Genomic DNA, 13,480 nt, shown 5'->3' on the forward strand with positions numbered 1-13,480 from the left:
GCGCTCGAATTTTAGCAAGAGTAAAAAACATGTCTTTCCAGTCTTTGGGTGTTAATCCACCGCTTTGTTCTACCATCGCCAAATTGGGCTTTGTCGATCCAACACCGGTTCAAGAGCAAGCCATTCCAGCGGTGCTTGAAGGTAAAGACGTGTTGGCCGGAGCGCAAACAGGCACAGGCAAAACTGCTGCTTTTGGGTTACCGCTGATCCAACGATTTTTGGAAAAGCCATTTCCGCGTGAATCTCATGGTAAAGACGTTGGCGCATTAATACTTGTACCGACACGTGAGCTTGCTCAACAAGTGTTTGACAGCCTAATGGCTTATGCGAAGGGCACAGACATCAAAGTGGTGACGGCTTATGGTGGCACCAGCATGAAAGTTCAGACCGATAACCTAAAAGGTGGAACCGATTTTTTAATCGCAACGCCTGGTCGTCTGCTTGATCATCTGTTCACGAAAAACATTTCATTGAACAAGACCAAAGCCCTAGTATTGGACGAAGCTGATCGCATGCTCGATATGGGATTCATGCCAGATATTCAGCGTATTTTGCGTCGATTAAACTCTGCACGTCAAACTTTGTTCTTCTCAGCAACATTCGCTGGCAACGTTAAGAAAATTGCCCATAGCTTGCTCAATGATCCAATAGAGATTCAAGTATCACCTGAAAACAAAACCGCAGAGTTGGTTGAGCAGATGGTGTACCCGGTTGATAAAAAGCGCAAAGCAGAGCTACTTGCTTACCTCATTGGTTCAAAAAACTGGCAGCAAGTGCTGGTATTTACCAAGACGAAACAAGGGACAGACGCTTTAGTAAAAGAGCTTAAACTAGATGGCATTAAAGCGGCGTCTATTAATGGCGATAAGAGCCAAGGAGCTCGTCAAAAAGCGCTCGATGATTTCAAGTCGGGTAAAGTTCGAGCTTTAATCGCAACAGATGTAGCAGCGCGTGGCATTGATATTCAGCAACTTGAACAAGTGGTTAACTTTGAACTGCCATTCAAGGCTGAAGATTACGTTCACCGAATTGGTCGTACTGGGCGTGCAGGCTCGCATGGTTTGGCGGTTTCGTTGATGAGCCGAGATGAAGACTACTTGCTTAAAGCCATTGAGAGCTTGCTGGATACGCGTCTTCCTCAAGAGTGGATAAAGGGCTTTGAACCAAGCGCTAACGAACCAGTAGATGACAATAAACCGGTTCGTCGTCAGGGGCGCACAGCAGAGAAAAGAAAAATGAAAGCTAAAATGAAGATCCATGCATCGCGTGGAAAGCCAAAGTGGTAATGGCGCTGTTGGTGAAGTCCCAGTATTAACACTAATAACCAGCAACACCTAGTTCGGTTGAGAAGAATAGTAAGCAGCGATGTCTTTTAAGTCATCGCTGTTTAGTTTCTGGAGCTGAGCTTGCATCATTTCAGCTAAGCCTCCGGTGCGATGGCCACTTTGGTAGGCACCCATGGCGTTCAATAAGTACGTTTCATTCTGTCCGTTAAGGTTTGGATAACTTGGATCGCTGCTGCCTGATGAGCCGTTACTTTGCGCTGTGCTGTCTGCCGGAATATGGCAGAACTGACAACTGGGTGATTTAAACTTGCCTCGTTCAATGGCGCTGTCGTCGGCATTGGCGACAACTGAAAATAACGGACTAAAAGTGAGCACATAGATGGCAAGAAGTTTGTTCATATTTAACGATTAGTTACGAGCTTTCAAACAATATAAGGCCTTCCCTAGGGGGAAGCTCAAGTACAGTTTTAGATAAAGCCGCAAAGTTTCGCTTTACTGATGCAGGCGATGGTTTTTGAATCCGTAATTTTGCCCTCAATGATCAGTTTTTCTACCGATTGCAAAGTCATCGGTACCACTTCGATGATCTCGTCATCGTCGCAATCAAGTCGTTCTGTTTTACTAAGTTGCTTCGCGACAAATAGGTGCTGAATTTCGTCACAAAAACCAGCGAGAGGGGTCACTTGACCGAGCGAGATAAACTCTTTGCCCCTGTAACCTGTCTCTTCTTCCAGCTCTCGCCTTGCACAATATTCGGCACTTTCGTCAATTTCTTTTGTCCCTGCGGGCAGTTCTAACAACCACTTTCCCAGAGATGGGCGAAATTGATTTATCAGCAATATCTGACCATTATCTAATATAGGTAAGATAACAGCCGCACCAGGGTGGACTATCGTCGTATGGGTTATGCGAGTGCCTGTTGGTAGAACCAGGTCTTCTTCGCACAAAGAGATGTTTTTCCACGTATGTATCTGACGGCTCATTATTTGCCTTTCACTGAGAATGCTCACTAAGACGGATGTTTAGGGAACCTATTAGTATTGATATTGCGTCGCAACGTTGGTTTTGTAAAGTAGCACTAGCGGAAACTTGCATAAAGTTGTCATGGTTCAATTATTTACCTATGTTGCATATTGATCGACCAACTTCCCATTTACGCAATCATAGATTGCTGAGCCATCTAGTGTTTTGTGATCTGTTATAAGTTCTTAATAATTAAAGATGATACTTGTAACAAAGTGATAACAAATGTATAAATTTATATTAGAGATAGATTTTATGCCGCTTGGACAGAGGGAATCGGGATGTTAGGAGTTACAACTAGAAATCACGCCGAAAAAGCGCTGCTTTCTGAGCGGATCAATAAGTTAGTGACAGCACTGTCTGATGGTGTTTATGAGCGTGAACATACCATCAAACTGTGTTTATTGGCGGCTCTGTCTGGCGAAAGCGTATTTTTGCTTGGCCCTCCAGGGATTGCTAAGAGCTTGATAGCAAAGCGTTTGATTCAAGCGTTTGATAACAGCAGCTATTTCGAATATTTGATGACGCGCTTTTCGACGCCCGAAGAAGTATTCGGCCCATTAAGTATTCAAGAGCTAAAAGACAACGGAAAATACGTTCGATTAACTCAAGGCTACCTTCCAACGGCTCAAGTCGTTTTCCTTGATGAAATATGGAAAGCCGGGCCCGCTATTCTTAACACCTTACTGACCGTCGTGAATGAAAAGACGTTTAAGAATGGTAATGAAATACAAAAAGTGCCGATGCGTCTTCTGATTTCAGCTTCCAACGAACTTCCTGATGAAGACAGTGGTCTAGAAGCCTTATATGACCGTATGGTCGTACGAATTTTTGTTAATCGAATTCAGGATAAGCAGAACTTTCGCTCAATGCTAACCGTTGGTACTCCACAAGAAGCACAAATACCTCCCGGACTTGCTATTACCGATGAAGAATACTGCTTATGGCAAAAAGAGTTAGAGTCTCTTGAATTAAACGAAACCTGTTTTGAAAAGCTCTATACCCTGAAAACATTGATTGAACAACGAGTCGAAGACAACGGTGGCGAGTCATCTGCTTCTAATTTATATATATCAGATCGTCGCTGGAAAAAGGCAGTAAAATTGCTTAAAGCAAGCGCCTACTTCAACGGTCGAGATTCCATTAATCCGCTTGATTTGTTACTTCTACGCGATTGCTTATGGCACAGCCCTGAGTCGCGTTTGATCGTAAATGAAGTCCTGCAAGATTTTGCTATCAATCACGCGTTTGATCAGAGCAAAATTTCTCATCAAATTGAGTTCTGCCGTGACCAACTAATACAAGTGCAAAGTGAAGTAGAAGCTGAATTTGCAATGACCTTGAGTTTAGAAACCAGCAGCAAACTACTACGTAAAGAAGTGTACAGCTGTGATGTCTCTCAGGCTAAACGCTATAAAGTTGGTCATACTTCTGGTTTAGCGAAGTTAATGTTGCTGCAAAGTAATATGTCTGTTTCTGAGTCTGAGAAAGGAGACAGCCGTTGGGTCTATCTGACGATGGATGAGCTGGAGCGAGCGATTAAAGATGGTGGTGGCGACGTGTATGGCTACGTCAACCAAAATACCAACATGTGCCGGTTACGTTTAGATGTAGACGCAGATAACTGCCTAGTCGTTAAAGACATTGCGAACCGTTCTGTATTAGTTGGCTTAGTTACTCACGAAGGTTTAGACAGCGCCAAATACCAAGACTGGTGTCGACGTGGCGATGAAGCCATCGAAGAATTGAAGCAAGCTGAGCATCACCTCCGCCAAGTAAAATCTAATTTCCACGGTGCGCTGCCACACAGTTTTGTCGAACCTGAACTGCCAACCTTAATGGAATCGACCATTCAAAATATCGGGCTGGAATTAGAAAAAACTGGCTTGGAAAGTGAAAAGTCCCATCGCCGAATAAAAGGCTTGGCGCAGTATTTTGAATAACGTACTTGTCAGTGAGAAGGAGCCCCTATGTTAGGAGCGGATGGATTAAACTTGGCTTTGATGATTGCAGACTCAGGCATGATCGATACCGCGGTAAATGATTTGATGGCTCGCTCTCAGGTCATGCTAATGGCCGATAACAATAAGGGGGTGAAAACCTCTCTTAAGAACCATCTACTGAAGTGGCGCGGTCGGGTTAAGCATAAAATGACTCGAGTATGCGAAACCGAACGTTTCCAAAAAGAACTCGCTCTATACCAACAAGTCGTGCACTGGAGTGAAGAGGAGTTTTTTGAGAAAATTAATGAGGTCGTTAAACAGCTGGAATGGCACTCGTCATTCTATTTACCGGCTCGCCGACTGCTCGAAAAAAACAAAGGGGTTAACAACCCAATGTTTGCCCATTATTTTTGCGACGAGTGGTACAAGAGTTTAAGTGAAGCGCTAAAGCAAGCACAAGTATCAGAACTGGAAGCGGATAAAGAAAAGCTATTGGCCGATCTTTATCAGCGTATCGAGACGATGAAAAGCATGGACGCAGTTACCGAATCGGGAGACGTCGGTAGCATAGGGCGCTTATGGGATATGGCCTCAGCTAAGTTGTCGAAAACGGATTTAGCGGTGATGAAACGTCATGCTGAGTTTTTAAAGAAAAATAAAGAGCTGCAGAAAATCGCCGCCACATTGGGGCGAATGGCCAGTGATGTTGATGACCCTAGCTTGAATAAATCTCCGGCCGAAGAGCTAAAAATGGTCGAAGAACAAAGTGATGAAGCCACCGATGATATCGTGGGCATTCATGAAGGTGATGAACTCAACAAATTGCTACCAAACGAAACCATGTTTTTGGCTTACCCTGAGCTTGAAGTGATTTTTTATAAACACTTAGTCGATAAGCGCTTGTTGAATTACAGAACCAAAGGCAAACGTCGCACTCTACGTAAAGTAAAAGCTCAATCTCCAGAAAATAAGCAGGTCGATAAAGAAAAAGGGCCGTTTATTTTATGTGTTGATGCCTCTGGTTCTATGGAAGGTTTTCCAGAACAATGTGCAAAGGCAATGGCATACGCACTGATGCAAATAGCGTTAGCTGAAGAACGTGATTGTTTTGTTATCATCTTCTCGACAGAACAGATCACCTACGAATTGACCAAGCAAGACGGCTTGCGAGAAGCCAGTGACTTTTTATCCTACAGTTTTCATGGTGGTACAGAAATAGAGCCTGTGATTGAAAACTCGATTGATCTCATGTCGACCGACAGATATCGAAATGGGGATTTAGTCGTCATCTCTGATTTTATTGCGCCTAAGCAACCAGAGCATATTTTGGAAAAGGTGAAGACGTTAAAATCGAAAACCAATCGTTTTCATGCTATTTGCTTGTCTAAATATGGGAACCCAGAATTGATGTCTATGTTTGACCATTGCTGGACCTATACGCCTAACCTTGTCAATCGATTGATGAAGCGCTGGTAACGCCTATTTTGTGAAGTGAAGAATGAGAAAAAGCCTACGTCACTTAGTATTCAATCAAGTGAGCGTAGGCTTTTTTGTATATGCAGATTAAGCGGTTACTTGCTGATGCAATTGAAGGTAACGATCACTATCACGATCGGACGGTTCGCATACCTGCAATAAGTCGTCGATAAAGTGCTGTAAAGCTCGGTATTCAATGGCTTTAACTTTCACTTGTTGTGCTTCGGAAAGCATGTGATACATAGTTGCAGCGCCAAAGTCACCAAAAATGATGTTTGCTTGTGCATCAAATAAGGTGTTGTGGGCGTATAAATCGCCATGGCACACTTGGTTGCTGTGCAGGTGCTCAAATACTTCTTTCATTTGAACCACCATTTTATCGATCTGCTCGATGGACAAGTGGAAGCCGTTAGGAAAGGTGTCTCGCGTACAACTTTGGAGGCTTGGCGGTAATCCTAGGTTAGCAAAATGCGCTGGGATTAAACTCATTATCAGAGCCAAATAGCCGTCTTCTTTTACTTGAGCCAAAGATTGTACAAGGCTTGGGTGATTGCCAACTTTTAAGCACGCTTGCAGTTCGTCTTCTGGATAGCCATCGCTGGTCACTTCACCCTTAAATACCTTTACGGCGATATCACACGGAAGTTGCGCTTGTTCTTCAAGCCATGTCGCTTTTGAAATGACACCAGACGCACCTTGACCAAGTACTTGCTCGAGTTGGTAACTCGTCGAGGCCACCTGTGGAACAGAGTCATTAAGAATGTCTGACCGGCTAAACGGATTTCCCGAAAAAGCCAGCCACGCTAATTTAGGTAAACCAAGCAAGTGGTCTGGGCATTCCGTTAGTTGATTTGCAGAGATTCTGACTAACTCTAAGTTATGCAGGTTCGATAAGTTTGCAGGTAAAGTGGTGAGTTTATTACCGGCAAGTGCCAGTTTTTGCATCCTTGGGCGTTCTCCCAAAGAGTTAGGCAGCATTTCCAATTCGTTATCGGTTAATATAAGCCAACGCAATTGCATGGGTAGCGAAGACTCTGAAACATGCTTAATTTGGTTAGACTTAAAGCCGACCATTTCTAAATTAGGACATTGACCTAACACTTCTGGAAGCGCTTCAAATAAGTTGTTTGAAGCAAAGATTATCTTAAGCTTTCGAAGCTGAATTAGCTCACTTGGCAAGCTAGATAACTGATTATTCGACAGATCGAGCACTTCCAGACTGTCAGCTAAAGACAATATCTCCATAGGAAAGTCGGTGAGGTTTTCAGAAATACTGAGGCGTTGAGTACCGACTAATTCACCGGATTTTAGCTGTGAGACTGTGTGCAAAACGAGTTGTCCATGGTTAAGTTGAGTTAGAGCGGTCGCCAGTCTACAGGAACTTGTATCCTAAAGTCGACGCAATCCAGACCCTAATAAGGTTGTGCGGGTACAATTTTGCTAACTGAATAGGGCAAAATAAGTTAAAATAATCGGTCATTATTTTAGCTTTGAGCCTTTATTATTCATGAGCACTGTTACAACGCCTACCACCTTTACTGAACTGGGCCTTATTTCCCCTTTGTTAGCACGACTAACGGAGCTGGAATACCAACAACCAACGCCTATTCAAGCGCAAGTTATCCCAAGTGTATTGGCTGGTCGAGACTTAATTGCAGGGGCAAATACTGGCTCAGGTAAAACGGCAACGTTTGCTCTGCCTATGTTGCAGCAGTTGCACGAACAAAAACTATCGAATGCTCGCACTGAGAAAGGAAACTACGTTAGTGGTCTAATTTTAGTGCCTACGCGTGAACTCGCGAAACAAGTGGCTGACAGCATTAAATCTTACGCGGTGCATTTTAATGGCGCGATCAAAACCGTTTCTGTATTTGGTGGTGTTTCGGCAAACACACAAATGCTGGCCCTTCGTGGCGGCACCGATATTCTAGTCGCTACCCCAGGCCGACTACTTGATTTGATTTCAAGTAATGCCGTTAAGCTGGACAGAGTAAAAACGTTAGTGCTAGATGAAGCAGACCGTATGTTAAGCCTAGGCTTTACTGAAGAATTATCTGAGTTACTCGCCAAGCTGCCTAAGACGAAACAGACTCTGTTGTTTTCTGCGACTTTTCCTGAGCAAGTACAAGCGCTGACTCAAGAGCTGCTTAACGACCCTGTTGAAGTGCAATTACAAAGCACAGATACCAGCACTTTAGTTCAACGAGTGTTTACGGTTAATAAGGGTGAAAAAACAGCGGTTCTATCCCATCTGATCAACCAACATCAATGGCGTCAGGCGCTTATTTTTGTTAACGCGAAAAACAGCTGTGAACACTTAGCCGACAAACTGCACAAACGTGGGATCATTGCAGAAGTATTCCATGGAGATAAAGGCCAAGGTGCTCGTAGCCGAGTATTTGAAGCATTTAAAGCGGGTGAAATTGATGTTTTAATCGCAACGGACATCGCTGCACGTGGTTTAGACATCGAAAAACTTCCCGTTGTGATTAACTTTGATTTACCGAGAAGCCCTTCAGATTACATGCACCGAATTGGCCGAAGTGGTCGTGCAGGAGAGGTGGGACTGGCGTTATCTTTGATTGATCACGAAGATTACCACCACTTTAAAGTTATCGAGAAGAAAAACAAAGTGCGATTGGAGCGTGAGCAAGTTGCCGGTTTTGAAGTAGATGAAGCGGCGATTGCTGCACTGTTAGAGGCAACAAAACCAATGGCGGCACCAGAAGGTACTGGCAAGAAAAAACGTAAAAAGAAAGCGGCTAATAATGCGGACGTTTGGTTAAGAAATAACTAAATAGAGACCTCGTTACACTAATGTTTAAGTTTAGCACTGGTATGTTTTTATAAAAACATGCCAGTGCTATAAACTCGATTTAGAATATTCTATGGAGTAAGAGTTAACCGCCTACGACTTAATCTGTGATGATGAATGACTTGAAATAATATTCCGTGATTTTATCGAGTTGAAAGGAATGCCATTAAATAAAAACTTAGTGATATTAAATCTCTTGACTATATATTGATGCGTAGTGAATGAAACTACACACGTTATACTGACCATGAAAATATATTCAATATAAATATTTAAACTCACTTCTTTGAATATATAAAAATATTGAACGACAATAAGTGGTTCATGAAGTAAGTAGATAGTATAGTTTGCGTTCGAAAGTACTCTTATTTTGTCTGACTCTACGTTACCAATGAAATTTAATATCGATATAACACACAATACGAGTGGAAACCTTGATAATAACTCAAGGAAGTTCGGCCCAGTTTTCACGTCATACGACAGCACATCAAGAAGCGAAAAATAATATAAAGACATATATATTATGAAATAGAGGGGGGTAAGTCTAATTGATAGTATGGTAAATAGGTTTTTATTTGAGTGTTTTAGCGAAATTCCAATAACAAAATAGGCGTAAAAATACACTAATGGCGATAACGTTACAAATATAAAACGTTTGTTTATTAGGTCATTGAAGTTTGATCTAATGAAAACTGAAATGATTAGGAACGATAGGGCAAACATTAACAGGTTTGTGAGTGTTTTTTTTGAATTGGTTTTAATCGATTTGCATATCGGGCTTGAAATAATAAAATATATAATTAGATTGCCAAGAAACCATAGGTGTCCAAGCCAATCTCCTCTGGTCACGTATTTTAACCCTTGGCTAAATTCAAAGTTGTAGCTAATGTAATTCATACCACTATTTATTGTTATTCCAACAAATAGGAGTGGAGGTAAGATCCGAATTACTCTATCTAAAACAAAGTTGGGTCGATTTTTTTCATGCAGTAAAGCGAAAAAAAGCCAGAAATTAGGTAGAATGCTTCCATTCGAAAAGAGTGAAGAAAATTACATACTAAAGTTATGAATTCAGAGGTCTCATTTGATGTTACCCGCCAGTCCTGTTGGGTAGCGTAGATCATTCCAGTATGGAAAAATATTCCTAGGATCATTAAAATAGCCCGGGCAAAGTCTAGTCCGTGTAATCTATTTGTAGAGTTGCTCATTATAATCCTTTAAATTACGTAATAGAACAAAATAGAGTTCCTTTATTTTTTAGTTCAACTTTGCAGCCCAACTTTGAGCTGAAAAAGAAAGCGATGTATAGCACTGTTTAAAATGATGATATTCCTTTCTATATGGATCTTGAATTGAGCTTTGTCCGATCCATTGACCGATTAGTATTGTTTTACTTCGGAACTGAGGTGTTATTTTTGAAATTTCTTCCGTTATTTCTGGAGACATGGAGAGCACTAAATCGTATTTTTCAGCTAAAGCTTGGTTGTATTGCTGTGCTTGATGGCTCTCGATACTTAAGCCGTGCTCGACAGCGATCAGTTCTGAATGAGTGTTGGCTGGATGCCCCGTAAATTGAAGGGCGTGTACATGAGTCCCTGCAGATGCAATGGTTAAATTAGGTAGATGCTTTTTAAATAAAGCTTCTGCAAGTGGGGAACGGCACACGTTGGCTGTGCATACTATAAGAATGGATTTATACATGATCTCTTACTTGGTTTAAATGGATTATTGGGCCAGTTTGACGATGTGCCAGATTAAACATTGCTTACTGCTGTTGGTTTCGAATCGATTGCTTTTACGGAGCGTCCTAACAATGCAATTTGAGGTACCCTGCTCATGCAGATGAGTCTTTCAGCAATGATAGGGCCAATTAATCCGATGACCATAGACAAAAAGAAAAGTATTTCAGTGTTGAATACCCCGACATTTAGAGACATAACTCTTGTCCCAGCAGTGAAGAATACATGGAAAAGGTAAATTGAATATGAATATGATCCAATCCATGCCAGGATATTAGACTTCCATTTTATTGAAAACAGAGCGATACAAGAAAGATAACCAATGGTGAGTCCAAAAAGAGTACGTTTACTATAGGTCGGGATGAAATTAAAATATAATAAAATTGTGATTAATACCAATATTAGGCCTAGAGCATAACCTGTTGCTGGAGATAAATGGTTTTCAAATTTAAATCTTCGTACTCCCATGCCAAACAAAAAGAAAGGCATCAAATAGATGGCGCCAGATATTGAAAAGTAACTAAAATATAAAGGAGATAGATAGACTATGGAAAAGAAAGCCAAGACCAAGAGGTACTTTACGGGTGTCGAGAATAATTTTAGTTTCTCACATAATACGACGCATAAAAATATCAAGAAAAGTGATTCTACGAACCAATAATGCGCCACAGGCATGATATGAATAAGTCTCCAATTTGTTATCGACGAATTGGAACCAGGCGCAATATATTGAACAGCGGCAAACAATGTGCCTATCGTTAACATTGGAAATATTAACCGGCGTATTTTCTTTGCTAGGAAGTTTCCTGCGCCCGAGGTGAATGGACGAATGGCATAAACCACCCCCGACAAAAAAGTAAAGAGAGGCATCCTTATATAGATTAATGAATCATTGACTTCTTTTAGCAGCCCATCTGAGAGCATCAATCCAACCTGTTGGTTAGAACCTATGATGTGATAGGCCACGAGTAACATACATGCGATGCCACGCAACGTGTTAAGTTCTAATTTACTGCTGCTCATTGATAAACTCATTTTTTTGGCCGACTTTGGTACGCTCATTTGGCAAGATAGAGACTGCGTGGGCTAAAAATAAAATAAATAGAAAGGTGACAGCATTCGCCATGGGTTGGAGGTTAAAGTCAACTGATATGTGAACTAGCATACCTACAATGGACATAGAGCATCCGATTGCTACCCCTTTCATCATTTTGCTGTTTCTTGTTGACTGAACTCTTAGGGACTTGTACATCGCAAACGCGACGGCACATCCCAAAAGTAAAGTGGCAGGCACGCCGGCTTCAACAGCGAATTGAATGAACTCGTTATGGGCGTGATCATAAAATCCTACGTCGGCTTTAGAATAGCCAGGGAACACGGCGTAAAAGCTCGCCATGCCAGTTCCGGTTAAGGGAAAATCTCGAATGATATCCAAGCTCCAAGTAATGACTTGATCCCGGGATTCAGCGTCAAGTGATGTGCTGACAATGCGTTGCTTAACCTCGTTTAACCCAAATAAAATACCGACGATTATGGTGTCGATGGCCAACACACTAAATATGAGCGCGGTGAGTGCTTTTGGCTTTTGTTTATAGATGAACAGTGCCAATAGGCCGACGGTTGTCGTTGCGAAAAAGAAAGCGATATTTCCCATCCGAGAACGTGTCATCACCAAAGCGATAACCATAATAATGATGGCTAGGCGAATGAACATCTTAGGGCTCAATATGCCACTCAATAATCTCTTGACTCTTAATATCCCACCACCAGAATCGCTGGTATGAAGTTGGGTAATGATCAAGCCAACTCCCATGCATAAGCAGAGCATAAGATAATTCGCTAAGTGATTTTTGTAGACAAATGATCCCGTAGCAACTCCCTGTTCCGGGTAGCCAAAGACCAAGCTTTGTTCTAAGCCAAGTAACACAACAATGGCAGCATAAAACGCTTGAAATGTACCGCTGATAACAAGTGCAATCACGGCGTATTTTAGCCTTGAACTGCTATTAACAAGTAAAATGGAATTGAACAGAAACAAGCAATAACAGATTCCTTTTACCAGTGCTGTTTGAGTGTGTGATGAGTCAAGCGAGAAGTAGGCGTGTTGGCTACCTGCTTCGGTATAGATATTCGTGGCGGTCGGAGAGAAGAACTCAACAAAGGCGAAGGGGAGCGGTATCGTTTGAATAAAGACCCAACACTGAAAAATAGCGAAAGGGATCAACAAACTCGAAAATCTAGCTAGGTATTGCCATGGCAAGCGCCCCTTGTAGAAAGCTAGCAAGCCTAATACTTGCACAATTATCCAACTTTCAGCGATGAACCATGCCCATGAACGATTACTACCAAGTGGAATTGGCAACCAAATAAGCAGTGCCAGTAAACTGACAAATAAGAGACGTTCTAATGTTCGCATTTGTTATTTCTACTCTTTACATCTTGTCGCGAAAAATGCCCACCGGGGTGGGCGTAAGTTATTAGTTTGGTGATACAACTCGAATACCACCACCTCCATTTCCGCCAATAGATGGCGTTGCAGGTGGTGCAACCGATGCGATACGCGATATACCTGCAGCTGTTGCCTCTGCAATTCTTGTTGGATCTATTCCCGCCAACAGGGCGGCTGTGGTTATGGTTTCATTCTCTACTTCATTGTCACGTGCCAGTTGTGCAATTTGTTCGGCAAACTCTGGCATCGACTCCATAGCAGCCTGAATTATTTGCTCTGCGTTGTTTAAATCGGCAGAAAGTAGCGATGTGAATTGTGATAATGCTTGTTCTGGATTTAGCTCCTGTAAGGGTAATTCCTGGGCTATTTCAAGAGTTTCATCTTGGAGTTCTAATGTGGGTTGTGGGGTTGTTAGGTTTTCAACTTGCAACATTGCAGTAGGCTGCAGCGTATTAAGGTTTTTGGCCTGTAGCATTTGTGCCGATTGTTCTGTTTTAAGGCTTTCAGCTTCCAATGTTTCTATTCGCTGTGTCACCTTTAAACCGACAGCTATGACTGTCGGTTCTACTTGAACAGTGGTTGCGAAAGCACTGGGTATTGCTGCGAGTGCAAACGCGATCACTGGCGGAATAATGTTCATTATTTCTATCCCTGAGTTGAACAGCAAATGAACGTAATAGCGCAAGTTCATCTGCCCTTTGAAGCTCAACGATGTTGAGCGAGTAACCTCCCTACTGGTTGCGCCAAAT

The 13,480-nt window shown here is 42.2% G+C and carries 11 protein-coding genes and 1 pseudogene; 4 read left to right on the plus strand and 8 right to left on the minus strand.

Annotated elements, in window-relative coordinates:
* Window positions 1-29: 29 nt before the first annotated feature.
* Window positions 30-1,286, plus strand: a complete 1,257-nt coding sequence (locus VTAP4600_RS22345; RefSeq protein WP_102524934.1) for a DEAD/DEAH box helicase — start codon at window positions 30-32, stop codon at window positions 1,284-1,286.
* Between the two features lie 48 nt (window positions 1,287-1,334).
* Here VTAP4600_RS22345 and VTAP4600_RS22350 read toward each other — a convergent pair whose 3' ends face one another.
* The gene (locus tag VTAP4600_RS22350) at window positions 1,335-1,685 is read right to left on the minus strand and encodes a c-type cytochrome (protein WP_102524935.1); all 351 of its coding nucleotides are present in this window, start codon (window positions 1,683-1,685) and stop codon (window positions 1,335-1,337) included.
* A gap of 68 nt (window positions 1,686-1,753) precedes the next feature.
* Window positions 1,754-2,269 carry an NUDIX hydrolase gene (locus VTAP4600_RS22355; protein WP_102524936.1) on the minus strand — a complete coding sequence of 172 codons (516 nt, stop codon included), beginning with the start codon at window positions 2,267-2,269 and terminating at the stop codon, window positions 1,754-1,756.
* 321 nt (window positions 2,270-2,590) lie between these two features.
* Here VTAP4600_RS22355 and VTAP4600_RS22360 point away from each other — a divergent pair, with 321 nt between their 5' ends.
* Together VTAP4600_RS22360 and viaA are read left to right on the plus strand one after the other, a co-directional pair.
* Entirely contained in the window at window positions 2,591-4,252 is a 1,662-nt protein-coding gene (locus tag VTAP4600_RS22360; protein WP_102524937.1) for an ATPase RavA domain-containing protein, read from the plus strand.
* Between the two features lie 27 nt (window positions 4,253-4,279).
* Window positions 4,280-5,728: an ATPase RavA stimulator ViaA gene (gene viaA / locus VTAP4600_RS22365; RefSeq protein ID WP_102524938.1), complete on the plus strand. Its 1,449-nt coding sequence runs from the start codon at window positions 4,280-4,282 to the stop codon at window positions 5,726-5,728.
* A gap of 87 nt (window positions 5,729-5,815) precedes the next feature.
* Here the strand turns inward: viaA and VTAP4600_RS22370 are convergent, their stop codons facing one another.
* Window positions 5,816-7,057, minus strand: coding sequence for a leucine-rich repeat-containing protein kinase family protein (locus VTAP4600_RS22370; protein ID WP_102524939.1), 1,242 nt, complete (start codon window positions 7,055-7,057; stop codon window positions 5,816-5,818).
* A 178-nt stretch (window positions 7,058-7,235) separates the two neighbouring features.
* Between VTAP4600_RS22370 and VTAP4600_RS22375 the strand changes: the two genes are divergently transcribed.
* Window positions 7,236-8,525, plus strand: coding sequence for a DEAD/DEAH box helicase (locus VTAP4600_RS22375; protein WP_102524940.1), 1,290 nt, complete (start codon window positions 7,236-7,238; stop codon window positions 8,523-8,525).
* Window positions 8,526-8,636: 111 nt separating this feature from the next.
* Here VTAP4600_RS22375 and VTAP4600_RS26760 read toward each other — a convergent pair.
* The 5 genes and pseudogenes from VTAP4600_RS26760 to VTAP4600_RS22405 all read right to left on the minus strand — a co-directional run bounded on the left by VTAP4600_RS26760 (window position 8,637) and on the right by VTAP4600_RS22405 (window position 13,371).
* Window positions 8,637-9,751, minus strand: a pseudogene (locus tag VTAP4600_RS26760) (acyltransferase family protein).
* A gap of 49 nt (window positions 9,752-9,800) precedes the next feature.
* Complete coding sequence (locus tag VTAP4600_RS22390) at window positions 9,801-10,244, minus strand: arsenate reductase/protein-tyrosine-phosphatase family protein (RefSeq protein WP_102524943.1); 444 nt, start codon at window positions 10,242-10,244, stop codon at window positions 9,801-9,803.
* Window positions 10,245-10,297: 53 nt separating this feature from the next.
* Window positions 10,298-11,305: an acyltransferase family protein gene (locus VTAP4600_RS22395; protein ID WP_172443207.1), complete on the minus strand. Its 1,008-nt coding sequence runs from the start codon at window positions 11,303-11,305 to the stop codon at window positions 10,298-10,300.
* Window positions 11,292-12,698, minus strand: a complete 1,407-nt coding sequence (locus tag VTAP4600_RS22400) for an O-antigen ligase family protein (RefSeq protein WP_102524945.1) — start codon at window positions 12,696-12,698, stop codon at window positions 11,292-11,294. The genes VTAP4600_RS22395 and VTAP4600_RS22400 overlap by 14 nt, the downstream gene beginning before the upstream one ends.
* A gap of 61 nt (window positions 12,699-12,759) precedes the next feature.
* Window positions 12,760-13,371, minus strand: a complete 612-nt coding sequence (locus tag VTAP4600_RS22405; protein WP_102524946.1) for a hypothetical protein — start codon at window positions 13,369-13,371, stop codon at window positions 12,760-12,762.
* Window positions 13,372-13,480: the final 109 nt, after the last annotated feature.

Origin of the sequence: Vibrio tapetis subsp. tapetis (assembly GCF_900233005.1) — a bacterium.
GTDB classification, from domain to species: Bacteria; Pseudomonadota; Gammaproteobacteria; order Enterobacterales; family Vibrionaceae; genus Vibrio; species Vibrio tapetis.